The organism is Caulobacter sp. GW821-FHT09A05 (assembly GCF_059418465.1).
In genome coordinates this window covers 75,203-101,072 of record NZ_JBWKPX010000006.1, presented here as the reverse complement: position 1 = coordinate 101,072, position 25,870 = coordinate 75,203, and the positions used below count along the sequence as shown (strand labels likewise).

At 68.1% G+C, this 25,870-nt stretch carries 20 protein-coding genes; 14 read left to right on the top strand and 6 right to left on the bottom strand.

What is annotated here, in order from left to right; all coding sequences use genetic code 11:
- Window positions 1-227 precede the first annotated feature (227 nt).
- The gene (locus AC07NX_RS07935; RefSeq protein ID WP_494640630.1) at window positions 228-1,373 is read right to left on the bottom strand and encodes an AI-2E family transporter; all 1,146 of its coding nucleotides are present in this window, start codon (window positions 1,371-1,373) and stop codon (window positions 228-230) included.
- Window positions 1,374-1,489: 116 nt separating this feature from the next.
- Between AC07NX_RS07935 and AC07NX_RS07930 the strand changes: the two genes are divergently transcribed.
- Window positions 1,490-3,019 carry a helicase HerA-like domain-containing protein gene (locus tag AC07NX_RS07930; RefSeq protein WP_494640628.1) on the top strand — a complete coding sequence of 510 codons (1,530 nt, stop codon included), beginning with the start codon at window positions 1,490-1,492 and terminating at the stop codon, window positions 3,017-3,019.
- A 487-nt stretch (window positions 3,020-3,506) separates the two neighbouring features.
- Here AC07NX_RS07930 and AC07NX_RS07925 read toward each other — a convergent pair whose 3' ends face one another.
- The 3 genes from AC07NX_RS07925 to AC07NX_RS07915 all read right to left on the bottom strand — a co-directional run bounded on the left by AC07NX_RS07925 (window position 3,507) and on the right by AC07NX_RS07915 (window position 7,577).
- The gene (locus AC07NX_RS07925) at window positions 3,507-5,936 is read right to left on the bottom strand and encodes a putative bifunctional diguanylate cyclase/phosphodiesterase (protein WP_494640875.1); all 2,430 of its coding nucleotides are present in this window, start codon (window positions 5,934-5,936) and stop codon (window positions 3,507-3,509) included.
- A gap of 78 nt (window positions 5,937-6,014) precedes the next feature.
- Entirely contained in the window at window positions 6,015-6,857 is an 843-nt protein-coding gene (locus AC07NX_RS07920; RefSeq protein WP_494640626.1) for a metallophosphoesterase family protein, read from the bottom strand.
- 129 nt (window positions 6,858-6,986) lie between these two features.
- Window positions 6,987-7,577: a polysaccharide biosynthesis/export family protein gene (locus AC07NX_RS07915; protein WP_494640624.1), complete on the bottom strand. Its 591-nt coding sequence runs from the start codon at window positions 7,575-7,577 to the stop codon at window positions 6,987-6,989.
- Between the two features lie 160 nt (window positions 7,578-7,737).
- Here AC07NX_RS07915 and AC07NX_RS07910 point away from each other — a divergent pair, with 160 nt between their 5' ends.
- From AC07NX_RS07910 to AC07NX_RS07860, 11 genes are all read left to right on the top strand, one after another.
- Window positions 7,738-8,364: a hypothetical protein gene (locus AC07NX_RS07910; protein WP_494640622.1), complete on the top strand. Its 627-nt coding sequence runs from the start codon at window positions 7,738-7,740 to the stop codon at window positions 8,362-8,364.
- Between the two features lie 191 nt (window positions 8,365-8,555).
- Window positions 8,556-9,032: a hypothetical protein gene (locus AC07NX_RS07905; protein WP_494640620.1), complete on the top strand. Its 477-nt coding sequence runs from the start codon at window positions 8,556-8,558 to the stop codon at window positions 9,030-9,032.
- A gap of 31 nt (window positions 9,033-9,063) precedes the next feature.
- On the top strand, window positions 9,064-10,404 hold the full coding sequence (locus AC07NX_RS07900; protein ID WP_494640618.1) for an outer membrane beta-barrel protein: 1,341 nt from the start codon (window positions 9,064-9,066) through the stop codon (window positions 10,402-10,404).
- A 107-nt stretch (window positions 10,405-10,511) separates the two neighbouring features.
- On the top strand, window positions 10,512-11,768 hold the full coding sequence (locus tag AC07NX_RS07895; protein ID WP_494640616.1) for an O-antigen ligase family protein: 1,257 nt from the start codon (window positions 10,512-10,514) through the stop codon (window positions 11,766-11,768).
- A gap of 445 nt (window positions 11,769-12,213) precedes the next feature.
- A complete protein-coding gene (locus AC07NX_RS07890) occupies window positions 12,214-13,023 on the top strand; it encodes a WecB/TagA/CpsF family glycosyltransferase (RefSeq protein ID WP_494640614.1) in 810 nt (269 codons plus the stop codon).
- Complete coding sequence (locus AC07NX_RS07885) at window positions 13,020-14,156, top strand: glycosyltransferase family 4 protein (RefSeq protein WP_494640612.1); 1,137 nt, start codon at window positions 13,020-13,022, stop codon at window positions 14,154-14,156. The genes AC07NX_RS07890 and AC07NX_RS07885 overlap by 4 nt, the downstream gene beginning before the upstream one ends.
- Window positions 14,157-14,203: 47 nt before the next feature.
- On the top strand, window positions 14,204-15,526 hold the full coding sequence (locus AC07NX_RS07880; protein ID WP_494640610.1) for an O-antigen ligase family protein: 1,323 nt from the start codon (window positions 14,204-14,206) through the stop codon (window positions 15,524-15,526).
- Window positions 15,527-15,595: 69 nt separating this feature from the next.
- On the top strand, window positions 15,596-16,861 hold the full coding sequence (locus AC07NX_RS07875) for a hypothetical protein (RefSeq protein WP_494640608.1): 1,266 nt from the start codon (window positions 15,596-15,598) through the stop codon (window positions 16,859-16,861).
- Entirely contained in the window at window positions 16,858-17,874 is a 1,017-nt protein-coding gene (locus AC07NX_RS07870) for a glycosyltransferase family 2 protein (RefSeq protein WP_494640606.1), read from the top strand. Before AC07NX_RS07875 ends, AC07NX_RS07870 begins: the two co-directional genes overlap by 4 nt.
- The gene (locus AC07NX_RS07865) at window positions 17,867-19,813 is read left to right on the top strand and encodes an acyltransferase family protein (protein WP_494640604.1); all 1,947 of its coding nucleotides are present in this window, start codon (window positions 17,867-17,869) and stop codon (window positions 19,811-19,813) included. Before AC07NX_RS07870 ends, AC07NX_RS07865 begins: the two co-directional genes overlap by 8 nt.
- Before the next feature lie 81 nt (window positions 19,814-19,894).
- The gene (locus tag AC07NX_RS07860; protein WP_494640602.1) at window positions 19,895-21,340 is read left to right on the top strand and encodes an oligosaccharide flippase family protein; all 1,446 of its coding nucleotides are present in this window, start codon (window positions 19,895-19,897) and stop codon (window positions 21,338-21,340) included.
- A 6-nt stretch (window positions 21,341-21,346) separates the two neighbouring features.
- On the opposite strand, the gene AC07NX_RS07855 is transcribed toward AC07NX_RS07860, so the two are convergent.
- Both AC07NX_RS07855 and AC07NX_RS07850 read right to left on the bottom strand, forming a co-directional pair.
- The gene (locus AC07NX_RS07855; protein WP_494640600.1) at window positions 21,347-22,375 is read right to left on the bottom strand and encodes a glycosyltransferase family 2 protein; all 1,029 of its coding nucleotides are present in this window, start codon (window positions 22,373-22,375) and stop codon (window positions 21,347-21,349) included.
- A 77-nt stretch (window positions 22,376-22,452) separates the two neighbouring features.
- Window positions 22,453-23,214 (bottom strand): polysaccharide lyase family 20 protein, encoded by a 762-nt coding sequence (locus AC07NX_RS07850; protein ID WP_494640599.1) that lies wholly within the window; start codon window positions 23,212-23,214, stop codon window positions 22,453-22,455.
- A 239-nt stretch (window positions 23,215-23,453) separates the two neighbouring features.
- Here AC07NX_RS07850 and AC07NX_RS07845 point away from each other — a divergent pair, with 239 nt between their 5' ends.
- The gene (locus tag AC07NX_RS07845; protein ID WP_494640597.1) at window positions 23,454-24,626 is read left to right on the top strand and encodes an acyltransferase family protein; all 1,173 of its coding nucleotides are present in this window, start codon (window positions 23,454-23,456) and stop codon (window positions 24,624-24,626) included.
- A 61-nt stretch (window positions 24,627-24,687) separates the two neighbouring features.
- Window positions 24,688-25,758, top strand: a complete 1,071-nt coding sequence (locus tag AC07NX_RS07840; protein ID WP_494640595.1) for a glycosyltransferase family 4 protein — start codon at window positions 24,688-24,690, stop codon at window positions 25,756-25,758.
- Window positions 25,759-25,870 lie beyond the last annotated feature (112 nt).

The following is a 25,870-nucleotide window of genomic DNA, read 5'->3' as shown; positions in this document are numbered from 1 at the left end:
GGCCCGGTTTCAACCGTATCCAGGGAAAAGCGCGGAATATCTTACCGAGACGAGGACGCCGTGGACCGGGCACGGAAGCGCCGCCGGTTGGGGGAAACCGGCGGCGCGGGCCCGCCGGGGGGAGGCGGGCGGTTCCGCATGGGACGCTCCAGAAAATCGGTCTGCGTCGCGCGGGGTCGGCATGGGGGGCTGCCGACAGGACCTAGATAGGAAGGCCATTTGAGATTTTAAGCCCCCTTTGTCGACTTCTGTCGCGAAGTCGATGCGGAACCTGTTTTTTTGTCCGGCGGCTCCTTGTCCGGCGCGCCCGGCGCCTTGCGGTCCAGGCCCGCGCCGCTGGGATCGCCGTCCTCCGACAGCAGGATGGCGATCCAGCGCGTGCCGTCGAACTGGGCCATGATCAGCATCAGGGCCACGGTCAGCGGCGTGGACAGGAACATGCCCGTCACGCCCCACAGCGCGCCCCATACCGCCAGCGACAACAGCACCACCGTCGGGTCGATGTTCAGGCTGTCGCCCTGCATGCGCGGGTAGATGACGTTGCCGACCACGAAGAAGATCAGCTCCAGCGCGCCGAACAGGATCAGGGCCGGCCAGAAGCTGTCGGGAAACTGCACCAGGGCGAACAGCGGCGGCAGGATGCAGCCCACCGCCCCGCCGATGATCGGGATGTAGGCGGCCACGAAGATCAGGAAGGCCCAGAACAGGGCGTTGTCCAGGCGCAGCAGCATCATCGCCACCCAGGCGGCGGCGGCGATCATCAGGCCGGTGACCGTCTGGATCCACAGGTATTGCTCGACCCCGTTGCGGATGCGCTGGAACAGCTGGACCGCGCTGTCGCGCTCGGCATGGTGCGGATAGAGCGCGACGATCTTGCGACTGAACCCGCGCCGCGAGGCGATGATGAAGCCCAGATAGATCAGCACCAGTATGGCGTTGGAGGCGAAGTTCTGCAGGCTCTGGGCCGCCGCCCCGGCGTACTTGCTGGGATTGAGCTGGTTGATCAGGTCGCCGATCGTCGGCGCCACCTTGATCCCGACCAGCGAAGCGACCTTGGCGATCACCTCGTTGAGGCGGGGCGCGTAGTCGCGGATCTGGCCCACGAAGCTGGCGCCGTTGGCGGTGACCACCCAGACCGAGGCCGCGAACATGGCGATCGACAGGAAGATCGCGGCCGGCAGGGCCAGGTTCCTGGGGAACCTCGGAAGGCGCTCGACCAGCACGCGGGCGAAGCTGTCGATCATCACCGCCAGGAACACCGCCATGGCCAGCGGCGTGAGGATGCCGCGCATCCAGTAGAGCGCGGCGGCTCCGGCGATGACCGCCAGGAACACCAGGGCGTTGCGGCCGGTGATCGACGGGGAGATGGACATCGGCGGGTTCTCTTTCTCGAACGGCCTGTAAAAGACTGGCGCCACATTGCGCGAGGCGATTGGCGTGACGCAAGGCCGGGTCTAGGCTCAAGCTCTCAATCTGAAGGACGTTGTGTATGACCCTGGCGATCGGCGAAGGCGAGATCCTCATTGGACTGGGTGAGGGACCCGTGACCCAGCGGCTCGATCGATCCAATCGCCACGGCGTGGTGGCCGGCGCGACCGGCACGGGCAAGACCGTCACCCTGCAGGTCATGGCCCAGGCCTTCTCGGACGCCGGCGTGCCGGTGTTCGCCGCCGACGTGAAGGGCGACCTCTCGGGCGTCGGCGCGATCGGGACGCCCAACGACAGGATGCTGGAACGCGCCGCGTCCATGGGGCTGACCCTGACGCCGTCCGCGCCGCCCGTGGTCTTCTGGGACCTGTTCGGCCAGAAGGGCCACCCGATCCGCACCACCATTTCCGAGATGGGTCCCCTCCTGCTGTCGCGGCTGCTCGAGCTGAACGACGTGCAGGAAGGCGTGCTCACCGTGGTCTTCCACGTCGCCGACAAGGACGGCCTGCTGCTGCTGGATCTGAAGGACCTGCAGGCGGCCCTGAAATATGTCGCCGACCACGCCGCCGAGATCGGCACCCAGTACGGCAACGTCTCGCCGGCCACGGTGGGCGCGATCCAGCGCAAGCTGCTGACCCTGCAAAGCCAGGGGGCCGAGAACTTCTTTGGCGAGCCGGCCCTGAAACTGGCCGACCTGATGCGAACCGACGTCGCCGGCCGCGGCTATGTCAACCTGCTGGCGGCCGACAAGCTGATCCAGTCGCCTAAGCTCTATTCGACCTTCCTGCTGTGGCTGCTGTCAGAGCTGTTCGAGGAACTGCCCGAGGTCGGCGACCCCGAAAAGCCCAAGCTGGTGTTCTTCTTCGACGAGGCCCACCTGCTGTTCAACGACGCGGAGAAGCCGCTGCTGGAGAAGATCGAGCAGGTCGTGCGGCTGATCCGCTCCAAGGGCGTGGGCATCTATTTCGTCACCCAGAACCCGGCCGACATTCCCGACGCGGTGCTGGGCCAGCTGGGCGCCCGGGTGCAGCACGCCTTGCGCGCCTACACGCCCGCCGACCAGAAGGGGCTGAAGGCCGCCGCCCAGTCGTTCCGGGTCAATCCGGCCTTCGACACCGCCGAGACCATCCAGGCCCTGGGCGTCGGCGAGGCCCTGATCTCCACCCTGGACGCCAAGGGCGCGCCCTGCGTCGTCCAGAAGACGCTGGTGCGCCCGCCGGCCTCGCGCCTGGGTCCGCTGACGCCGGAGGAGCGCGCGGCCCTGATCGCCAAGAGCCCGGTCGCGGGCCTCTACGACACCGCGCTGGATCGCGCCTCGGCCTACGAAACCCTGCAAGGGCGCGCCGCCCAGGCCCAGCAGCAGGCCGACACGGCCGCCGCCCAGGCCGAGGCCGAACGCCAGCGGGCCGCGGCCGAGAAGGTGCGTGAGCGCGAGGAGGCGCGGGAAGCCCGCGCCGCGCCGCGGCCGCGCGCCTCCAGCCGCCAGTCGATGGGCGAGGCCTTCGCCACCTCGCTGCTGCGGACGATCGCCAACCAGGCCGGACGCGAGATCATGCGCGGCCTGATGGGCGGGATGAGTCGGAGACGCTAGGTCAAAGGCCAAGCTTCGGGCGGACGCTGGCGGCTTTTCGGCAGTTGGCGGGAAAGGGAAGCCCTCCAGCCGGTTTCCGGCGCCATTCCGGCCAGGATTGTGCGAATTTGACGCATTTTTCCGCGCCCTATGCGTGTGTATGCCTTGCGCTTGAGCTCAACTGAGCATCTTATCCATAGGCGTACACGGCAGGACGGGGCCGAGACCCTCGATCAAGGCCGGGCGCGGGAGGAAACGCAATGAAGTTCGGTCCCTCGAACGTTCAAACGCACAGCACTCCGTTTCTGCGCGCGACCCGGCGCACGCCGCCCCGGTACAGGATTCGATGGCCCCTGCTCCTTTGCGCCGCCTTCAGCCTGGCGGTGTGGGCCGCGGTGATCTTCGGCTTCATCGCCATGAGCCGGTAACCGGCCAAAGCCCACGGCCGCCATCAGGCTCGCACGCGCAAGGCCGGCCTAAGACCGACCTCCAGGTCAGGCGCGCGGGATCAGGCGCGTTTCCGCTTCTGCATCTTCTTGTCCGCCGCGGCCGCGGAAGGGATCGCCGCGGCCTCGCTCGCCAGGGTCCAGGCGGAAAGCGTATCGACCGCGGCAGGCCGTCCGATCGCATAGCCCTGCAGCTCGGCGCAGTCCTCGCCACGCAGGAAGTCGATCTGCTCCTGGGTCTCCACCCCCTCGGCCACGCAAGGAATGTCCAGGCTCCGGCCGAGGCCCAGCACGGCGCGCACGATCACTGTCGCGCGGTCGTGACGGTGGATGTTCTCGACGAAGCTCTTGTCGATCTTGATCTTGTCGAACGGGAACGACTGCAGGGTCGAAAGCGACGAGAAGCCCGTGCCGAAGTCGTCCATGGCGATCCGCACGCCCAGGGCCTTCAGGCGGCGCAGGTTGTCGAGCGCGCGCTGATAGTCCTTGAACAGGGCGCTCTCGGTGACCTCGAGCTCCAGCCGCTTGGGCGACAGGCCGGTCTGGATCAGAATCTCGTGCACCAGGGCGGGCAGGTTCGGCTGGTTCAGCTGTAGCGGAGACAGGTTCACCGCGATGCGCAACGGCCGTTCCCAGCTGGCCGCGTCGGCGCAGGCCTGGCGCAGGACCCACTCGCCCAACTGAGCGATCAGGCCGTTCTCCTCGGCGATCGGGATGAATTCCAGCGGCGGGACCATGCCGCGCACCGGATGGTTCCAGCGCACCAGGGCCTCGAAGCCGCAGACCTCGCCATCGGCCGCCTTGGCCAGCGGCTGGTAGTGGACGATCAGCGCCTCGTCCTGGATCGCCTGGCGCAGCTCGCGCGCCAGAGCCCGACGCTCGCGGATCGACTCGTCCATCTCGCGCTTAAAGAAGCGATAGGCGCCGCGGCCGCCTTCCTTGGCGCGGTACAGGGCCATGTCGGCGTTGGCCAGCAACGCCTCGGCCGTGCGCCCGTCATCGGGGAACAGCGAGACGCCCAGGCTGGCGCCCATGGCTAGGCCCTGGCCTTCGTACGTGGCCGGAACCGACAGGACCTCCAGCAGTCGGCCGGCCAGCTCGGCGGCGGCGGCGGGCTGGTCGCCGGCCGCCACCTGGACGACGATGAACTCGTCGCCTCCGAGGCGGGCGGCGAAGGACGGAGCGACCAGGCTGTCCTGCAGGCGGCGGGCCGTCTCGACCAGCAGGGCGTCGCCCGCCAGATGGCCATGCAGGTCGTTGGCTTCCTTGAAGTGATCCAGGTCGATGCAGATCAGCGACAGGCTCTCGCCCGAGGCCTCGACGCGATCCAGGACCGCGGCCAGCCGCGCCTGCAGGGAATTGCGGTTGGCCAGGCCGGTCAGGCCGTCATGCTCGGCCAGGTACCGGATCTTCTCCTCGGCCGAGCGGCGCTCGCGCAGGTCGCGGACGGCCAGCACCGTCAGGCCGGAGGTCTCCGAGCGGGCGCCGTCGTCCATCAGGCGCGAGAACACCTCGACCGGTATCGCGCGGCCGCCGTCGGCGGGCTGCAGCACGCCTTCGCGCCGCACGCCCTCGCGGGTGGGGGCCTCGGTGTCGAAGGTCAGCAGACCCGACAGCGGCATGAGCAACAGCGCGTCCAGCTCGACCCCGGCCAGCTCGCAGAACGCGGCGTTGGCGTCGTTGATGCGGCCGTCCTGGACCACGACGATGCCCTCGTAGGCGGCGTTGGCCAGGCGGCGGATGCGGTCCAGGGCCGAACGGCTGGTCGAGGATTCGATGGCCACCGCGCCCAGGCCGCCCAGGATGATCATGCCGGTGATCGAACTCACGGCCAGGGTCAGGACGCCGCCCGACAACAACTGGTCGGGCACGTTGATCGACGGGTCGGGGACGATGGTGATCGCGCTCATGCCGATGAAGTGCAGGGCGCAGATCCCAAGCGTCAGGACGAGGCCGCCGCCCAGCTGCTTGAGCAGGGTGTGCGCGCGTCCCGCCAGTTGCAGGGCGCCCACCGCGCCGACGACGCCGGCCAGCACGGAAGCGGCGATCGTCGCCTGCTCCCACTGCACGAAGCCCTGGGTCACGAAGGCGGACATGCCCGTATAGTGCATGGCGGCCACGCCCATGCCGAGGATCAGGCCGCCGGCGAAGTCGTTGGTGCGCGTGCGCTGGGCCGAGGCCACGGCGAAGCCGCCGGCCATGAACAGCACCGCGATCATCAGCGACAGCAAGGTGCCCGACGGGCTGTAGCCGGTCTTCAGGCCAGGATCATAGGCGACCATGGCGATGAAGTGGGTGGCCCACACGCCCGATCCGGAGACCAGCCCGGTCAGCAGCAGCCAGGCGGCCCGCACCACGCCCTTGGCGCCGCGCATCCGGGAATAGAGGCGAAACGCCGTGAAGCAGGCGGCGAAGCAGATCAGGCCGGCGACCACCACCAGGCGCAGGTCGTGCTCCGTCGTCAGGCAGGTCAAAACCTTCAGCAAGCGCAGGCCCCCCGGGGATTACCGGCCACCTGTAGCGGACAAGATGCAAAAAAAGGGTTTCGGCCGGCCCGGGCGGGCGCGTCGCTACCGCGCTGAGCGCTTCGCGCCCTTGATCGTCTCGACCTCGCTGCGCCAGAGCTCGACGCCCGAGCCCGTCATGGCGGTCTGCAGCGCCGCGCGTTCGGCGCCTTCCAGGCGCACGGCGGTCAGCACGCCCGTGGCGTAGGCGCCCGTGTCCAGGCCGATCCGGCGATGATCCGACTGGATGTCGTCGGTCGGCGTGTGGCCGTGCACGACGATCTTCTCGAAGGCCCGGCTATCGTCCAGGAAGGTCTGCCGGATCCACATCATGTCGTGCTTGGACTGCTGGTCCAGCGGCACGCCAGGCCGCGCGCCGGCGTGCACGAAGAAATAGTCTCCGACGCTGACGCTGAACTTCAGGCCGCGAAGGAAGGCCCGGTGCCGGTCGCTGAGGGCGGTGTTGAGGTCGGCCGAGGCGGCGGCCCACGCGTCATTGTCGTCGCGATCGGTCGGCGCCGTCACGCCGTACGACCGGAGCGCCTCGCGGCCCCCATAGTCGCACCATGTCGGCCCGATGCCGGGATTCTCGAGGAAGGCCGCCATCCGGTCTTCGTGGTTGCCGCGCAGGAAGATGGTTTCGACCGGGCCGTCGTCGGCAAGACGGCACAGCAGGTCGATCACGCCCTTGGAATCGGGGCCCCGGTCCACATAGTCGCCTAGGAAGATCAGCACCTTCCGCGCCTGGGCGCCGCGACCAAAGTCTTCCAGGACGGCGCTGAGCAGCGGGCGCAGGAGGTCGAGCCGCCCGTGGATGTCGCCGACCGTCCACACCAGCGTGTCCGGCGGCACGCTGGCCGTCGGTCCGGCGCTGGACGCCTTCCGACGTGCTAACCAGTTACCGATCATCCCCCATCCAATCCGTCATGACCCCATCGAGACGCTCCCGTCCCGACAGGCGCCTGGGCGCGCGACGGAACGGGAGGTTGGTGCGGAGCAAGGGTAACGATCCAAAGTTCAAATGCCGAAAACCTGAGCCTAGAAATAACGCTCGCCGATCCGGATGGTGTCGCCGGGCGCGACCTTCGTCAGCGGCGTCAGCGGATAGGACTGCTCGGCCTGATCCTCCGCGCGCTTGATGAAGACCACGCGCTTGTTCGCGCGATAGGTAAAGCCTTCGGCCGTGGCCACCGCGTTCAGGACGCTGAGGTTGTTGGTGTACGGATACTCGCCGGGCTTGTTCACCTCGCCCAGGATATAGAAGGGGCGATAGTTCAGGACTTCGGCGCTGACGCGCGGCTCCTTGATATAGCCCTTGCGCAGCTCGTTGCTGATCTCTTCCTGGAACTGCGAGATCGTCAGGCCGGCCGCCTGCACCTCGCCGATCAGGGGCAGGGAGACCTTGCCGCCGCCGCCGACCAGGAACTCACCGGTAAGGGCCTCTTCGCCGAAGACGTTGACACGCACCTTGTCCGCGACGCCCAGCCGATACTCCGGCACGGCGCGGACGGTGGCGTCGGAGCTGGCGGCGGCCGGAGCGGCCGTCGGGGCAGCGGGCGTCTGGGCGCAGGCGACGCCTCCGAAGGCCAGAACCAGGCTCATGGCGCAGAGACGCAAGAAGTGCCGCATATCGAAATCCTCTTTCCGACCGTCGAAACCATAGCGGTGTGGCGATAGCTTGTTCAAAAGCAGACGGGCCCGACTTTAGCAAGGGGCTGGGCTACATGGTCGCGCCCGCGACATGAATTGCTCGCCGCCGCGAGCGTACGATCATAATAGAGTAGCAATATTGCGCGATGCAGATGCCCGCGCATCGACCGATTACGAGGCGAGAATGGCGCGGATAACGCCCAGGACATTGAAAACGACCGCGATCGCCACCCTGGCGATTGCGGCCGCGAGCGGTGCGGCGATCACCACCGCCGGACTCATATGGCCGGACGCGATCGACCCGGATCTGGCGCCCGTCCACGAGATGCGCGCCGACCGGGCGCTTTCCGCGCAGTACCCCCAGACCGTCCGGGCCGATCGGGAAAGCCAGGCCGCCCTGGCCCAGGCGCCGGCCGCGGCGAACGCCTGGCTGCGACGCGCCTATGTGCGACAGCTCGGGACCCGGACCCTGGACGCCCAGGCCCTCGACTATATCGACAAATCCTACCAGGCCGCGCCGCTCGGTCCGGACGCCACGCGCTGGCGCCTGCGTTTCATATTCGAACACTGGCCCGAAATGACACCCGCCTTGAGGGCCCGGGCGGTGGGTGAAATGAGGAATTTCGCCCGCTATCACAGTGGCGGCCCCGATATTGTCCGCGCCATCCACAATCCAGCCGGGCGTTGGGCGGCCGCCTTGGTCGAACGCTCAGGTCACAACGATGCGCTGAGGGATCACGGGATGCTCGCAAAAGCGGCAGAATAGCTGATTATTCTTGGCGTTCTCTACTTACTCATGGATGTTGCGTCGGTTTTCAAGTTATAGTAAACGCCCAAACCGTAAGTTTTACACGTTTTGCGGCAGTCGGGCTTACCGCTATCGAGAGAGGATTGGCGCCGCCTTTGCTGGTGGGCTGATGAGCCGCGAACTGAGCTTCGCGGTGAGGGGGATTTGGAATGAACAGAAACACATTCGTGGCCATCGCGATGCGTGCGATGGCCGCCAGCGCGGTGATGAGCCTGGCGGCTTCACCGCTTATCGCCGTCGCCCAAGCGCCGACGCCGGACCCCGGCCCTCTGGCGTCGGCCCTGGCTATCGCGGCCCAGGCCGCGGAAGCGAGCGCCAAGTCGAGGTCGCTGCCGGCCGATGCGACCCAGGCGGTCATCGTGACGGCCCTGGAGCAGACCATCGCCACCAGCGGTGTCGAGCCGCTCACGGCCGTGAGCGCATTGCAGCTTACCCAGACCAACATGCAGGCCGCGGGAACCCTGACTCCCGCGATCGCCGCCGCCATCGCCGAGGTGCTGGCCAAGGTCCAGGCCGCCATCAAGGTGCAGGAAGGTCCCGGCGCGATCGGCCCTGCCGGCGGCCCGCCGATCTCGGCTCCGGGCGCAACGGGCGGCGGCGGCGGTTCGGACTACCGCGCGGCCTAACGGCCGACAAGAATCTGATCAAGGGTGCAAAGTGACTGAACGGAACGAGGGGCTTGGCCGCATGCGGGCGACCGACATCAAGATGAACGCCGCCAAGGCCTGCTTCATTCTCGCCGTCGCGGCGAGCGCCTGTCCGACGACGTCGTTTGGCCAGGCGCTCGATTCGGCCCAGGCCCGCACCACCGATCTGTTCGCGCGCGATCGCAGCGTCGCGGTCCTCGACCGTCCGCACCCGGAATACGAAGCGATCGGCACGTCGATCGGCACGTTCTCGCTGTTCCCCCGGCTTCAGCTCGACAACGAATACAGCGACAACGTCTTCGCCGTCGAGACCGGGCCGGTCAGCGACTGGGCCTTCCACGCCCGGCCGTCGGCGACGCTCAACTCGAACTGGTCGCGGCACCAGCTGAACGCCTATGTCCGCGGCGACTTCATCCGCAACGAGAAGTACCACTCCGAGAACGCCGACAACTGGAGCGTCGGCGGCACCGGTCGCGTCGACGTCCTGCGCGATTTCAACATCGCGGTGGGCACGGACTACATCAAGGCGATCGAGCCGCGCACCTCGTCGAACACGGCGGTCTCGGCGCGCGACCCGATCAAGTACGATCAGGCGCAAGCCTATCTGTCGACCAGCCGGATCGTCGGCCACACCAAGCTGACGGTGCGCGCCGACGTCCAGTCCTACGACTACAAGGACGGCGCCGACCTGAACGGCAACGTCATCGATCAGGATGCTCGCGATCGCATCAACAGCAGCCTGCAAGGCCGCGTGGATTACGCCCTCAGCCCCGCGACCGCGATCTTTGTCGCGGGCACGGGGAACAAGCGCAACTACGACACCGGCACCGTCGCCACGCCGTCGCGCGACTCGACCGGCTACGAATTGCTGACCGGCGTCAACTTCGAGCTGGGCGCGGTCATCCGCGGCGAGGTGGCCGTCGGCTACATCAGCCAGTCGTTCGACAACGCCGCCTACAACGACATCCACGGCTTCGGCTCGCGCACCCAGGTGGAGTGGTTCCCGACCGAACTCACCACCGTGACGGCCACGGCCTCGCGGGGCATCGAGGACGCCGGCGTCATCGGCGCGGGCGGCTATCTGTCCACCGACTTCGGCCTGAGCGTCGACCACGAGCTGCTGCGCAACGTGATCCTGAGCGCCAGCCTCAAGCACGCGAACGACGACTACAACGGCATCGACCGGGAAGACGACCGGACCGAGTTCGGGCTCGGCGGCAACTATCTGGTCAACCGCAATCTCGGCCTCACCGTGCGCTACTATCGCACCAAGCAGTCGTCCGACGGGACCAGCAGCGGCCCCAACTATACGGTCAACCGGGTCACCCTTTCGCTGACGACCCAGTTCTAGCCGACCTCGCCATGGCCTCCCGGCAAGCGCGGCGTCGCCACCGGCGCCTTCTGGCTCCGCGCGCGCGCGCCTCCGCGGAGACACGGTGGCGGAGGCTGGCCCTGGCCGTGGCGCCCGGCGCGCTCTACCTGACCCATCTGGCGGCGGGCGCGAACCAGACGGTCATGGCCCAGGGCTTCTCCCTGGCGCTGGCCTTGGCGCTTTGCGTCGTGCTGTCCCGGCCGCGGGTCCGGGACGAACTGGCCGAACTGGGATTCGTCTGGCCTCTGCTGGGGCTGTTCGCGACCGTCCTGGCCGTCGCCCTCGTGACGCTCTACTGGCCGGCCTCGCAGGCTTCAGCCTCCGTGTGGAAGCTGGCAGGGCTTCCCGGGGTCCTTTCGATCAACCGATCGGCAACGTGGCTGGAGATGGTCAAGCTCTGCGGCCTGGCCTGTATTTTCGGCGTGGGCTGCGTTCACGGCGCGCGCGGTGAACGCGCCCGCACGACCATCGAATGGATCGTCCTGCTCGGCGGCGTCTACGCCGCCCTGTCGATCGCCTTCTTCCTGGCCGGCCTGCAGGTGCGGGGCCGTCTCTCCGGAGGCTTCCTGAGCGCCAACAGCGGCGCCACCGTCTTCGGCATGCTGGCGGTCATCACCACCGCCTTCCTCCTCCGGCAGTCGCGACGGACAGCCCGGCTGGATCAAAGGGACCGGCTGCGCAAGCTCGCGACGCCCGCCGGAGGCCTGCTCTTCATCGCGATCTGTCTGGTCCTGACCGCTTCCCGTATGGGTCTGGCCGCCACGGCCATGTCGATCCTGATCCTGCTGGTCTGGGATCTGGCTTCGCAGCGCAAGATTCGCATAGCCGTTCGTCCGCGCGACCTCGCCCTGGCGGCGGCGGCGCTGGCGGTGGTCGGCGGCGCATCGATCCCCATGTGGACCCGCGTGGACGACCTGGATTCCGACGCCACGATCCGCGGCCTGATCTTCTCGACCCACTGGAACGCGTTCCTGGCCTCGCCAATCTTCGGACATGGGCTGGGATCGTTCGATGACATCAACGGCCGAGCCCTGACCACCGAGAACTATTCGGTCCTGTGGTCGATCCGGGCCGCTCACAACGTCTACATCCAGTGGCTCGAGGAGGCCGGCGTCGCTGGAACCCTGCCCATGTTCGCCCTGGTGGCCACGATAACGGCGATCTCCGCCCTTCATGTTTCGAAGATGCGTTCCGGCAAGACCCTGGCGCGGGGGCTGGTGGCCTCCAGCGCGGTGGTCCTGCTACACGGGACCACCGACTACGCGTTGCAGGTCCCCTCCATCGCAGCGTTCTGGGCCTTTCTGCTAGGCCTGCAGTTCGCATTCACCCAATGGCGAAGCTAGTTTCACAGCTAAGGCTTAACCATTGACTGGCAAGGTTGATTTTGCAGATCTAGGCTTTTGACGGACGCCGATTTTCAAACCTGACGCCAATAACGTAGAGCACCTTCGGACTCGGCCGAAGTCTTGAACTTGGAAATGCAACCAAGGTCCAGCTAGCGCGCTCCAAGCGCGTCAGGCGTTACGAGGTGGGAAAAAATTGATCGAGATCACAAGGACATTTGAAAAACGACACGATACGCTTGTGTATGGGGCCGCCTTTCGGACATGTAGATCCGGCGACGCCGTCTCAGGAGCGCTGGTCTCGCAAGCCTTTTGATTTCACCCGCTCTGTCTTCGCGATGTCGCGTCAGAGCCGTAATCCGGACAGAAAATGCGGCCGTCGAGCGGACGCAAAGGATATCGACCGAGGCCATGGCGTTGAGTCTGTTCAGGATTGGCGAACTGCATGCCAGATAGGTCGGGGGCGTTGCGCACTCTTCTGGTGGGTGGAGTGCCCACGACGCGCCTGACTCGCGCGGAACTCGCGGCCGTAATGCTGGAAGACATCCGGGCGGCGCGGGCGGGACGGAAGGGCTATCCACGCGTCGTCGTCTCGTCGAACGGCGCGGTCATCGCCGACTTCCATCGAAGCGTCGAGTTTCGCAACCTGATCCTGGAGGCCGACATTGTCGACGCCGACGGCATGCCGTTGGTGATGGCCACCCAGCTGCTCTGCGCCGAACCCTTGCGCGAACGCGTGGCCACCACGGACTTCATCAACGACGCCGCGGAGGTGGCCTCGCGCGAGGGTCTGAAGTTCTATTTTCTCGGCGCCAAGCCCGGCGTCGCCGAGAAGGCCGCGCAACACTTCCGGGCGCTCTACCCCGGCTTGGAGATCGTGGGCGTCCGTAACGGCTACTTCACCCAGGAGGACGAGGCGGGGATCTGCGCGGAGGTCGTGGCCCTGAAGACGGACGTGATGTGGGTCGGGCTGGGCAGCCCGTTGCAGGAAGCCTTCGCCCACAGGAATCGCGAACGCCTTTCGGGCATCGGCTGGATCCGGACTTGCGGCGGGATGTTCGACCACTATTCCGGCAAGTTCAAACGTGCGCCCCGATGGATGCAGATCATCGGCCTGGAGTGGCTGCACCGGACGATCAATGAGCCCTTGCGGCTGGGCGGGCGATATTTCAGAACCAATCTGCCGGCGCTCTTTTATCTGGCGACCCAGACCACCGACAGCGCGCCGCCCCTGAGGGACGCCAAGACGCCGTGACCGCAAGGCCTACCGAAAACGCCTCTTCCGGCGCCCGCAGGATCGTGTTCCTGGTCTCGCATTCGACCTCCGGCGGCGCCCAGGAGATCTGGGCCAATCTGGCGGAGGGCCTGCGCGCGCGTGGCCATCAAGTCATGCTGGCGGCGCTCTACCCCGGAGACATGCCCCCCCAGGACGTCGCGCCTCCGGCCACCTGGACCTACGCCGTGCCCGAGAGGCCCGCCTCGCTCGGCGCCAAGCTGGCCCTGGTCCGCGACCTGGCGCGCCTCTTCGATCGGTTCGAGGCCGACATCGTATTCACGGCCCTGCCGGCCGCCAATGTCCTGGCGCCGGTCGCCGCCACCCTGGCCCGTCGTCCGGTCCGCGTGGTCATCTCTCACCATTCGCCGTCCGACACGTACAATCGCGCCCTGAACCTCATCGACGGCCTGACGGGATCCCTCGCCGCCGTCGCCCACATTGTCGGGGTGTCCGAGGCGGTGCGGCGAACGCACCGGGGCAAGTCGGCGACCTATCGCGGCAAGTTGACGACGATCAAGAACGCCCTGCCGCCCGATGTCGAGGCGAGGATCGCGCGCCTGGCCAAGGCGCGCCAGGGAAGGCGCACCGCGCGGCAGGTCGTCGCCATCGGCCGCCTGGCCGAGCAGAAGAACTATCCGGTTCTCATCCGCGCCGCCGCCCACATGCCGGACGTGGTGGTGCGCATCGTCGGCGACGGATCCGAAGGGCCCGCCCTCAAGGCGCTGGCCATCGAACTCGGCGTGGCCGATCGCGTGCAATTCCTCGGCTTCCATCCCCGCACCGAGACTCTGGAGATTCTGGCCGGCGGCGACGTCTTTGTTCAGCCCAGCCTGTTCGAAGGCCATAGCCTGGCCCTGATCGAAGCCGCCAGGCTGGGCATGCCCCTGGTGGTCTCCGACGCGCAGGTCCAGGTCGAGGGCGTCACCACCCCCGATGGCGCGCTTTGCGGCGTGGTGGTGGGCGTGCACGACGACCGGGCGCTGGCGCGCGAGATCCTGCGGCTGCTGGACGATCCGGCTCACTACGCCGCCACCGCCGCGCGGGCCACCGCCCTGGGCGCGGCGGCGACCTACGACGCCATGATTACGTCTTACGAACAGCTCATGGCCTGAGCATGGCCAGCACCATCGAAACCTCAGCCGCAACAAGAGGGCGTGACATGACGGAAACCGGCGAGCGTCGACGCAGGACAGGCCCCCGGCCGTTCCTGATTCCGGCGGCCTATATCCTGTTCGTGTTGCTGACCCTGATGGTCGTCGCCCCGATCATCACCAGCGGCGGTCAAAACACCGGCAGCGGCAACGTCTTCCGACAAGTGACCTACGCCATCCTCTTCGCCGCCACCCTGTGGGCGGTCGGCATCCTCCAGCAGTGGCGAAAGCTGCTGATCGTGCCGATGACGTTGATGTTGGCGATCGGCTGGTGCTGGCTGAGCCTGACCTGGGCGATCGATCCCATGATCAGCTTTCGCCGCCTGCTGCTGACCACGATGATCATCTGGACGATCTTCCTGGTGGTCGACGACTGCGGCTATGACCGGACGATCAAGGTCCTGATGATCTTCCTGACCGCCCTTCTGGTCGCCAACTACGTCGCGATCGCGGTCTCGCCGTCGGCCGTGCACAGCCTGGCCGACTCGATGGACAAGGGCCTGGTCGGCGATTGGCGCGGCCTGCTCCCGCAAAAGAACTTCACCGGCGCCATCTGCGCCATGACCATCCTGATCTTCACCTTCGGCGGCCAACGCATGTGGCTGGCGCTGCGGCTGGCCATCATCGTGGCCACCGCCTACTACCTGTTCCGCACCCAGTCGAAAACGTCGATGGGCATGCTCGTCACGGCCCTGATCTCGGGCGCGATCGCCCTGCGATTCAAGCCGAAATACCGGATCGCGCTGATCCCGGTCCTGCTCATCGGCAGCATCATCGCCATGATGAGCTCGCTCAAATGGTGGGATGAAATGCTTGGCCCGTTCCAGCGCAAGGACGCGCTGACCGGCCGAGGAGAGATCTGGCCGTACCTGTTCAACTACGCCAAGGACCACCCGTTCACCGGTTCCGGCTACGGTTCGTTCTGGAACATCGGCGAAAACAGCCCGGTCTATCAGTACACCAAGAACTGGGTCAGCGAGCTGGGCAACGGCCATAACGGCTATATCGATCTGCTGGTCCAGGTCGGCGTGCCGGGCCTGGTCCTGGCGGTCGTCGCCACGATCATCGCGCCCGCCGCCAGGCTGCTGAGCAGCAGTGTCGCGGGACGGTCCCAGCTGGCCCTGCTGGTGGCCATGCTGGTGTTCTGCGCCGGCCACAACATGACGGAGTCCAGCCTGTTGGAGCGCGACACGATCATCGAGGTCTTCCTGATGTTCACCATCGCCCTGACCGGCGTGGTCACCCGCCGGTCGTCCAAGCCGGTGCGCGCGTCGTCGCCGGAACAGCGCGAAAAGTCGTCCTCACGCCGCAGGTCGACGGCCCGCGCCTGATCCAAGCCGACGCCCATGCCCGCCCCTGATCCCGCATCGTCGCGACCGGAGCCATCACCGCTGGCGCGCATGGTCGCCAAGACCGTGCGCTACGGGATGGCGTCCATCGGTCCGGTCGGCAGCGCCGGCGCCCAGTTCGTGGTGTCCGTGCAGCTGCTGCATGTGCTGGATCCCGGCGCTTTCGGGGCCTTCTCGTTTCTGCTGGTGGCCTCGCAGTTCAGCCTGGGCCTGTGGAGCGCGCTGTTCTGCGCGCCCATGCCGATCCTGCTGACGGGCGACGAGACGCGCGACGGCCCGATGCGCCGGTGCCTGATGTCGACCAATCTGGTCCTGGCGGTGGTCGCCCTCGCGATCTTCGCGGCGCTGGGGATGATCCTGCGCGCCGATCCGGCCGCCAGCCTGCTCTTCGCCGCCTATGCGATGGCGATGCTCCTCCGCTGGTTCGCGCGGGCCTACGCCTACGCCACGGGCGGGCCGTGGCGGACCATGACGTCCGACATCATCTACACCCTCGTCCTGCTGGGCGGCGTCGGCCTGGTGGCCGTCACCCACGCCACCTCGGCCGCGCCGGCCTATGCCAGCCTGCTGGCCGGGGCCGCGCTGAGCCTGGCGCCGTTCGGCCCCCGGTACCTGAAGCAGCAGTTCGGCGAGCTCTCGCTCAAGGCGCTGGTTTCCTACGCGCGGGTCTGGCGCGAGCATTCGGGCTGGTCGCTGACCGGCGTGCTGACCACCGAGGCCACCGCCAACGCCCACGCCTATATCGTCACCCTGATCAGCGGCGCGACCGCCTTCGCCCCGCTGGCCGCCAGCGCCCTGCTGATGCGGCCGATCAGCGTGGTCACCAACGCCCTGACCGAATTCGAGCGCCCCCAGATGGCCCGCCAGCTGGCGCGGGACCACGGACGCGAGGCGCTGGCCACCATGCGGTTCTTCCGGATCATGCTGATCGCGGCCTGGGCGGCCACGGTCGTCGCGGCGCTGGCGCTGATGCGCTATGGACCGACCGTGCTGTTCCCGAAGAGCTACGACAGAACCTACCTGATGATCGGAACCCTGCTGTGGCTGGCCATCGCCGGCGTGCGCACGGCGCGGACGGCCGAGAGCGTCCTGCTGCAGGCCGCCGGCCAGTTCAGGCCCCTGGCCCACGCCAGCATGATCTCGTGCGGCGTTTCCCTGGTCGGGGTCCTGGTGCTGCTGATCCTGGGCGGCCCGCTCTATTCCCTGGTCGGCGTGCTCCTGGGCGAGGCGGTCTTCGCGCTATGGATCTGGCGCGAGACCGCGCGCTGGCGAAGCGGGACCGAACGGGCGGTCGCCTTGGCGGAGCTCCAACCATGAAGCTGACCATCGGCGTCAAGGCCCTGAACGAGGAACGGCGCATCGCCGAGGCGCTGACCAGCGCCCTGCGCGCGGCCGAGCCGTTCGGCGGCGAGGTGGTCCTGGCCGATTCCGGCTCGACCGACAGAACCGTGGAGATCGCTTCGACCCTGCCCGTGCGCATCGTCCAGCTGGCCGATCCGTCCGAGCGCTCCTGCGGGGCCGGCGCGCAGCTGGCCTTCCAGCAGGCGGACGGCGACTATTTCTATCTGCTGGACGGCGACATGGTGCTGGATCCCGGCTTCCTGCCCGCCGCCATCGCGCACCTGGAGGCCAATCCGGATCTAGCGGCGGTCGGCGGCCTGGTCCGCGAGATGAACGTCGAGGGCCATGAGTTCCAGATCCGGGCCACCGCCGTGAACAACGACCGCAACTGGCGGCCCGGCCTGGTCGACCGACTCGACTGCGGCGGCCTCTACCGGGTCGCGGCCGTCCGCCAGGTCGGCCATTTCGCCGATCGCAACCTGCACGCCTTCGAGGAGTTCGAGCTGGCCGCCCGCCTGAGCGCGCGGGGATGGAAGCTGGCGCGGATCGACCATCCCGCCGTCGATCACTACGGCCACCAGACCGAGGGCTACCGCATGCTCTGGCGACGGTTGAAGTCGGGCTATGCGGGCGCGGCCGGCGAGGTGCTGCGCGGGGCGCTGGGCCGCCCACACCTGCCGCTCGTGCTCCGCCGCCTGGGCCACATCCGCAACAGCCTGGCGGTGATGGCCTGGTGGGCGCTGCTGCTCGCGTGCCTGGTCGTTCCCCTGCCGCTGGCCGGACGCGCCGCGGTTTTCGTCGTGCTGCTGCTGGGACCACTGGCGCTGCTGAGCTGGCGACGCGGATCGCCCAGCCTGGGGCTCTATTCGCTGGTCGCCTGGAACGCCGGCGCCTGGAGCCTGATCACCGGCTTCTTCCGGCGACGGGTCGCGCCGGCTCAGGCGCTCCAGGCCGTCACCCTGGCCCAGCCCGCCAGCCGGCATGACTAGCCAAACCGCGGCCCATCCGCCTTCGATCATTCGTCCCGACATCCAGGCGCTGCGGGCCCTGGCCATCCTGCTCGTCGTGGTGGACCACGCCCACCTGATCTACCTGCCGGGCGGCTTCCTGGGCGTCGACATCTTCTTTGTCATTTCCGGCTACCTGATGATGCGGATCATCGAGGGTGAAGCCGAGGCCGAACGGTTCAGCTTCCGCGACTTCTACGCGCGGCGGGTCCGCCGCCTGCTGCCGGCCAGCTACGCGACCCTGGTCGCCACGGCCGCCGTCGCCCCTTTCCTGCTGGACCCGTTCGAGTACGCGAAGTTCGTCCAGCAGCTGGCCGGATCGTTCACCTTCACCACCAACGTCGTCCTGTGGCGGCAGATCGACTATTTCGATAGCGGCGCGGCCCTCAAGCCCCTGCTCCACATGTGGTCCCTGGCCATCGAGGAGCAGTACTACCTGATCCTGCCGCTGTTGACGGTGATCTGTCCGCGGCGGCTGCGCCCGTGGGCCGGGATCCTGCTGACGGCCGCCAGCGCCGCGCTCTGTCTCTACGCCGTCCAGCGCAGCCCGTCGGCGGCGTTCTATTTCATGCCGACCCGCGCCTGGGAGCTGGGCCTGGGCTCGGTGGCCGCGATGATCGTCCGGCGCGGCGTCAGCCTGGACAAAGTCGGCCTCTGGCTTCGGCCGCTATGCTTGCTGACCTTGCTGATCATTCCCTTCGTCTTCGACGAGCACGGACATCCCGGTCTGGCCGCCGGATTGGCGTGCCTGGCGACTGCCAACCTGTTGGTCAGCGGCCAGATCGTCCGGCCGGCGCGGGCGCTGGCGCCGTTGATCCCGATCGGCGACCGCTCGTACTCACTCTATCTCGTGCACTGGCCGCTGTTCGCCTTCGCGAACAATGTCTTCGTCGGTCCCGCGCCCTGGATCATCAACGCTCTGCTGGTCGTCCTTACCCTGGTCCTGACCGAGGTCCAGTACCGGCTGGTCGAGCAACCGCTGCGCCGGTTCAAGGTCGACGGACGCGCCATCGCCATCCTAATCGCCATCCCTGTCGTGGTCGTCGGCGCCTCGATGCTGTGGGCGCGCCATGCGTCACACCCGAGCCTGGCGGACCGCGAGTGGAACGTCGGCCTGGACGCCCGCTGCGCGTTCAAGGACGACTTCCGGCGCGAACCCGCCTGCCAGAGCGCGCCCCACGCCCGGACCCTGGTCTGGGGCGACTCGTTCGGCATGCACCTGGTCGGCGGCCTGGCCGAGACCACGCCCGGCGGCGTGGCCCAGGCGACCCGCACCGTCTGCGGACCGTTCCTCGACATGGCGCCCATCAACGGCGCGCTCTATCACCCCGCCTGGGCGGAGAGCTGCATGCGCTTCAACCGCCAGGTGCTCGAGGACCTGGCCCGACGCCCCGAGATCGACACGGTGGTCCTCTCCAGCGCCCTGACCCAGTACGTGCGCGGCGCCGAGGACGGGGACTGGCGCGTGCTGGCCCGGACACCGGGAGGGCTGGAAGAGTTTCCCCAGGACGACACGCGGCTGCTGGCCGGCCTCGCCCGCACCGTCGAGGCGCTGCGCCGCCAGGGCAAGCGCGTGGTGCTGGTCGCGCCGCCGCCTTCGGCGCCGTACAATATTGGCCGCTGCGTGGATCGGCTGCACGCCGGGCTGTGGTCGGTGTTTCCGGCCGCCAGTTGCGCCATCGACCGCAGCGAGTACGCGCGGCGGCGCGCGGCGGTGCTGAGGTTCCTGGCGGAGGTGAAACGACGCGGCGTCGTTCCGGTCGTCGGTTTCGACGATGTCCTCTGCGACGCCGAGCGATGCCAGGTCGAGGACGCCGGCCGCTCGCTCTATCTCGACAACGATCATTTCAGCCAATCGGGGTCGCGTATCGTCGCGCGGCGCATGGATCTGGGCGACCGGGTCCGGAACCAGGCCCGATGACCTCGACGGCGCGCCGCGATCGCCCTAATCACGGCTTGATGACGTCCGCTGGCGGCGGCGCGCGACCGGAGCCCCTGTCCGATGTCCATTAGGCGCAATCTGATCTGGAGCGCCGGGGCTCAGATCCTGTTCTTCGGCCTGCAGTTCGGCACCCAGATCGTCGTCACCCGTCTGCTCTCGCCCTACGAGGTGGGGGTCTACGCCGTGGCCCTGTCCACGAACGGCCTTCTGGCCACCTTGCAGACCTTCAGCCTGCTGAGCCTGCTGGTGCGCGAGCCGGAGCTGGACGGGGCGCTGGTCGACACCGTCTTCACGGTCAATGCGGCGCTGAACGCCGTGCTGGCCGCCCTGGTCTACGCCGCCAGTTTTGTCGCCGCCCGCGTCTATTCCGAGCCGGGCGTGGGGTCGGTCATGGCGCTGATCGCCGTCGCGCCGCTGGTCAGCATCTTCGAGCTGCGCCCATCGGGCCTGCTGCAGCGCGAACTCCAGTTCTCCAAGATCGCCATGGCCTCGGCCGGCAAGGCGGCCGTGGCGTCGGGCGTCACGATCCTGGGCGTGCTGGCCGGCCACAGCTACATGAGCATGGCTTGGGGAAACCTGGCGGGCGCGATCACGGCCGTGGCGATCGTCAATGTCTTCGGCTTCCGCCACTTCGCGCTACGCCTGAGCCTGGCGCGCTGGAGAACGGTGATGACCTTCGGCCTGCGGATGGTGGCGATCGGCGGGGTCAACACGCTGTCGACCCGTCTGGGCGAACTGATCCTGGGGCGCATCCTGGGCCTGAGCGCCCTGGGCCTCTTCTCGCGCGCCGCCTCGCTGCACAGCGTGATCTGGGACAACATCCACACGGTCTTCACCAAGGTGGTCTTCGCCGACCTGGCCGAGCAGCAGCGCAAGGCCGGCTCGCTGCGCCAGGCCTATCTGGGCGTCCTGGCCAACATGACCGCCCTGCTCTGGCCCGCCTTCGCGGGCATAGCCGTGCTGTCCGGACCGCTGGTGCACCTGCTCTACGGCCCCAAATGGACTGGCGCCGCGCCGCTGCTTTCGATGCTGGCCCTGGCCGGCGTGCTGCTGACCTGCGTGACCATGACCTGGGAGGTGTTCGTCATCCGCGACGAAACCAAGCTGCAGGTCAAGATCGAGTACCGCCGCGCGGGATTGAGCCTGGCCTACTTCACCGGCGGCGCGTTCTTCGGCGGTCTCCTGGGCGCGGCGGCGGCGCGCCTGGCGGACGCGGCGACGGCCATCCTGATGTACCGCCCGCCCCTGGCGCGCCTGACCGAGACCACGACCGCCGACGTCGTCCCGATCTACGGTCGGTCCCTTCTGCTGGCCCTGGCGGCGATCGCGCCGGCCGGCGCGTTGATGCTGGCCGTCCGCGGCGATCCGGCCGTGCCGCTGTGGCAGGTGGCCGCCGCCGTCGCGCTGGGCATGGTGCTCTGGGCCGTGACCCTCGTGCTGTGCCGCCATCCCTTGGTGGAGGAGGGGCGTCGCCTGAAGCGCCGGTTCGCGCGCTCGCGCGCCTGACCTCGCTCAGCCTGGCGAATAGCGCCCGCCCGCCGCGGCGACGAGCAGGTTCCGGGCCCGCTCCCGCCGGCCGGCGCGCAGCTCGCGGATCACCGCCCGCACCAGGTTCGGCAGGGCCAGGACCACCAGTCCCGGAAAGTGCCGCCGCAGGAAACGAAACTTGCTTCGGGTCAGGTAGAAGTCCGACAGCATCGAGGAGCGGCCCTCGTCGCTGGTCCCGATCGACATGCCGACCCGGTGATAGACCCTGGCGGCGTCGCAATAGCCCAGGCGGAAGCGACCGGCGGCCCGAACGGCCCAGTCGATCTCCTCCCAGTACAGGAAGTAGTCCTCGTCCATGTAGCCGACGGTCTCGATCAGGGTTCGCCGCACCAGGGCCGCCGCGCCGTTGATGTAGCTGAGCTGGGCCTCGATCGCGGCGGCGTCGACCGGGGCGTCCGCCGAGGTTCCCTTGCCGAGCAGCTCGCAGCGGGCGCGACCGCGCAGGAAACGCCCGCCGCCCAGCGACTGCACGACGCCGGGCTTTTCCAGATAGACTACCTTGGCGCCGCAGATGCCGATCGCGGGATCCTGCGCCATGCGCTCCAGCAGCCTGGCCAGGGCGTCGCGCTCCACCAGGGTGTCATTGTTGAGGATCCAAACATAGTCGACGTCGGGTTCGGCCAGGGCCAGGCGGACGCCGACGTTGTTGCCCGCCGCATAGCCGCCGTTGCGGCCGGTCTGCACCACCCAGAGCCGACGGGTCGCGTCGTCGCCGCGCGGCGACGCGGGCGAGGCCGAGGCTTCCGGCGCGTCCAGGACGAAGGCCCTCATCCCGCGGGCGAGGCGCTCCTGGTTGATCGCCGGCAGCTGTTCGGCCAGGCCGGACTGGATCGCCTCGAAGGAGCCGTCGCCGGAGGCGTTGTCGCAGACGATAATGTCCAGGTTCTCGTGGTCCAGCCGCGCCACGCTCAGCGCGCACTGGACGGTGTCGACGGGCGCCCGCCAATTGAGAATGATCGCGGCGGCCCGGGGATTGGCTTGGCCTTGCGTCACGCGAATCCCACCGTCATCTGGATCGTCCACCTCGTCGCCACCGATGCGGCCTCGCCGAACCTACACCAAGCGCGCGCCTAGAGGGGCTTGATGCTCAAATTCCTGAAATTGGCGGCGAAAGATTCCCTGGCGGACTCCCGGTAGACGCCTTCCTTCCAGTACGGACCGATGATGTCGTCGAAGCCCAGCGGGCCACGATAGTCGACCAGCTGCCGACCGTCGCGAAAGACCTGAAGGAAGCCGTCGCCGGCCGGACCAAACTTCACCCTGATGAGCATCCGATACCAGTGGCCGCGCCTGATCGGCCGGCTGTCGGTATAGTGGGCGTGGTAAGTGGTGGTCTCGCGGCTGGCGACGCGGTTGGGATCGTCACGCGTGATGACCCGCATGCGTTCGCCGACCATCTCGATCGCGAAGGGCGGGCTGTGCCCCGGCTCGCCGGGGTCGGGCGTCGACTGGATCTGGCTGAGGGTCATCCAGCCGGCTGTGTTCGGCGGTCCCGGTTCGATCATCAGGCCGAAGGCGACCTCGTAGGGCCGGCCCGGCTTCATCCGCAGGGAGGTCGCGATCTCCGAACGCTCCTTGACCTTGCCGTCGCCTGGCAGGCTGTCGCCGGGGCGAACCTCGAAGCGGGCCGACGCGCCCTTGACGGCGTAGTTCCACGGCTGGCCGGCGTTCTGCACCTGGAAGCGCGGATTTTCGGCCTGGATCAGTTCGGGGTTGCTCTCGGTGCGCAGGTGACGCGGCACGGACTTGAGCGCGTCGGCCGCCTCGACCACGACGCCTCGCCCCTCCTGGGTGGACATCGCCGCCGCCGCCACGATCGAACCCAGGGCCAAGCTCCCGCCCAAAATCAATGCGATCCATCGGCGTGGCGGCTTTCGCCCGGCGGCATGAGTCTTGAAATCAGACATGGGGCCTCGCCTGAAAAGGGGCGTGAACTGTCCCTATCGGAACTCCGTCTAAACCGCCGCTAGACACTACAACGCACGACTTTGGCATATACGATCTTAAAAACGACCATCGCCGGCCAAACAGGCAATCACTGCCAAGCTTGGATAAGGGACAGAGATCTATAATGGCGCGATCCGACGGCAACAAACTGATTTCCCTGGAGGCTGGGCGCTTCTTCGCCGCCCTGGGGGTCATGCTGTTCCACTATACCAGCGTGATCGCGGACTTCCGTGGCGTGACCGTCTTCGGCGACGCCTTCCGGCCTGGTCACGTCGGCGTTCCCTACTTTTTCGTGCTCAGCGGCTTCATCATCTATCACGTCCATCGGGCCGATTTGGGACAGGCCGGCGCGCTCGGGCGGTTCGTCGTGAAACGGGCCGTGCGCCTGTTTCCGATGTTCCTGGCCGTTTCCCTGGCCATGCTGCTGGCTTTCCTGATCAGCCCGTCGATGGCCGGCCAACGCGAACTGACGCCGCTGGGCGTGGCGGCGGACTTGCTGCTGCTGCCCCACGCCGACGCCATCCTGTCGATCTCCTGGACCCTGCGGCACGAAATGGTGTTCTACGCCCTGTTCGCCCTGGCCCTGTGGTTCGGCCCCAAGGCGTTCTGGGCCATCGGCGTCTGGATCGCGATCAGCATCGCCGCCGGCCTCTACGCCCTGGCCGCGGGCGTGGATACGGTGCCCTGGATGGGATCCTGGTCGGTGGTCGCCAGCACGCTGAACCTGGGCTTCGGCCTGGGCATGATCGTGGCGGCCAACGCCGGCGCGCCGGGCGCCGCGCGGCCCTGGCCGCTGATCGGCCTGGGCGGCGGCCTGATGCTGCTGCTGTGCGGGATCGAATGGACGTTCGGCCGGGGGGTGTCGCACCACGTCGACGTCCTGGGTCCGTTCGGCGCGATCGGCCTGCTGCTGAGCGCGGCGGCGCTGATCAGCGGGCTGGTCCGGCTGGAGGCCAGGTGGACCGTGCCCGCCGCCGGCTTCTGGAAGGCGGCCGGCGGCTCGTCCTACGTGCTCTACCTGATCCACCAGCCGTTGGCCTCCCTGGCCCTGCGCCTTCTGAAGCGCCTGCCCTTGTCGCCTGAAGCCATGTTCGTGGTCCTGGCGGTCTCGGCCGTCGCGACGGCCCTGTTCCTCCACCTGACCGTCGAAAAGTGGCTGCTCAAGCGCCTGTCCGCCCTCGGCCGTCGAAGCGAGCCCCAAATCGTGACGAAGGACGCGCCGCCCGCCGCGCCCCTGGCCCCAAACGCCGGCTTCGCCTTGACGACCCCGCAGCCGCCCGGGCAAAGCCAGGGATAGGCCAGCTGTTTCCGCCCGTTCCCCGCCGAAGACACGCCCCGCCCAGAGCACGGACGCCCCGGTGAAAGAAACACGAGTCGCGATCGTCATCCCCGAAGGTCTTTCGGGCCGCGGCGGGATCGTGCGCGTAACGGCGTACCTGACGCGCCACATCCAGGCGCACATCCCTGATATCCAGACCCGCGTCTACCGCTCGCGCTACAGCGACCAGGCCGTGTTCAAGCACCTTACCGCCCCGCTCGCCCTGGCGGTCTTCGCCGTGGGATGCATGGCCGGACGCATCGACATCGCGCACATCAATGTCGCGCCCCGCGGATCGACCTGGCGCAAACAGTTCTACCAGGCCGTGGCCAAGGCCCTTGGCCTGCGCACGATCCTGCACCTGCACGGCAGCGGCTACGACCAGTACTACGCCGACCTGCCGGCCCGCCGTCAGGCCGGGGTGCGGGCCTTCTTCGCGCGGGCCGACGCGGTCGTCGCCCTGGGCGACCACTGGAAACGGTTCATGCTGACCGAGCTGCGGCTGCCGCCGGCCAAGGTGGTCGAGATTCCCAACGGCGTGCCGGCCGCCCTTCCCGCCGAGCGCGTCGGGGACGCCACGCCGGCGATCGCCTTCCTGGGAGAGGTGGGCCATCGCAAGGGCGTGGACGTCTTGATCGACGCCCTCGCCAGGCTGAAGGCCGATGGCCTGGCCTTCACCGCCACGATCGGCGGCAACGGCGACCTGGAGACGGCGCGCGCCCAGGCCGAACGCGCCGGCGTGATCGATCGGATCACCTTTCCGGGCTGGGTGGACGAGGCGGGCGCCGACAAGGTGCTGCGGGCCTCCGACCTTCTGGTCCTGCCCTCCCGCGCCGAGAACCAGCCCGTGGCGATCCTGGAGGCGATGGCCCGCGGCCTTCCTGTCGTGGCCACCCGGATCGGCGGCATTCCCCAGCAGGTCCTCGACGGCGAGACCGGCCTGCTGGTCGAGCCCGACGACGCCGCGCAGCTGGCCCAGGCCTTGGCCGCCCTGATCCTTTCGCCGGAGCGCCGCGCCGCCTACGGCCAGGCGGGGCTGCGGCGATTCGAGGCGCATTTTTCCGTGGCGGCCTGCGCCGAGCGGTTCGCCGAACTCTACAGGTCGCTGTGACCGCGTCCGCCGCCCAGGCCCGGCGCCGCGCGGGCGGGGTTGCGCCCAAGACGCGGGCGGGCGCGAGCGATTTCCGCCCCGCCATCGTCCGGTGCGTGTCGCATCGGCGTCG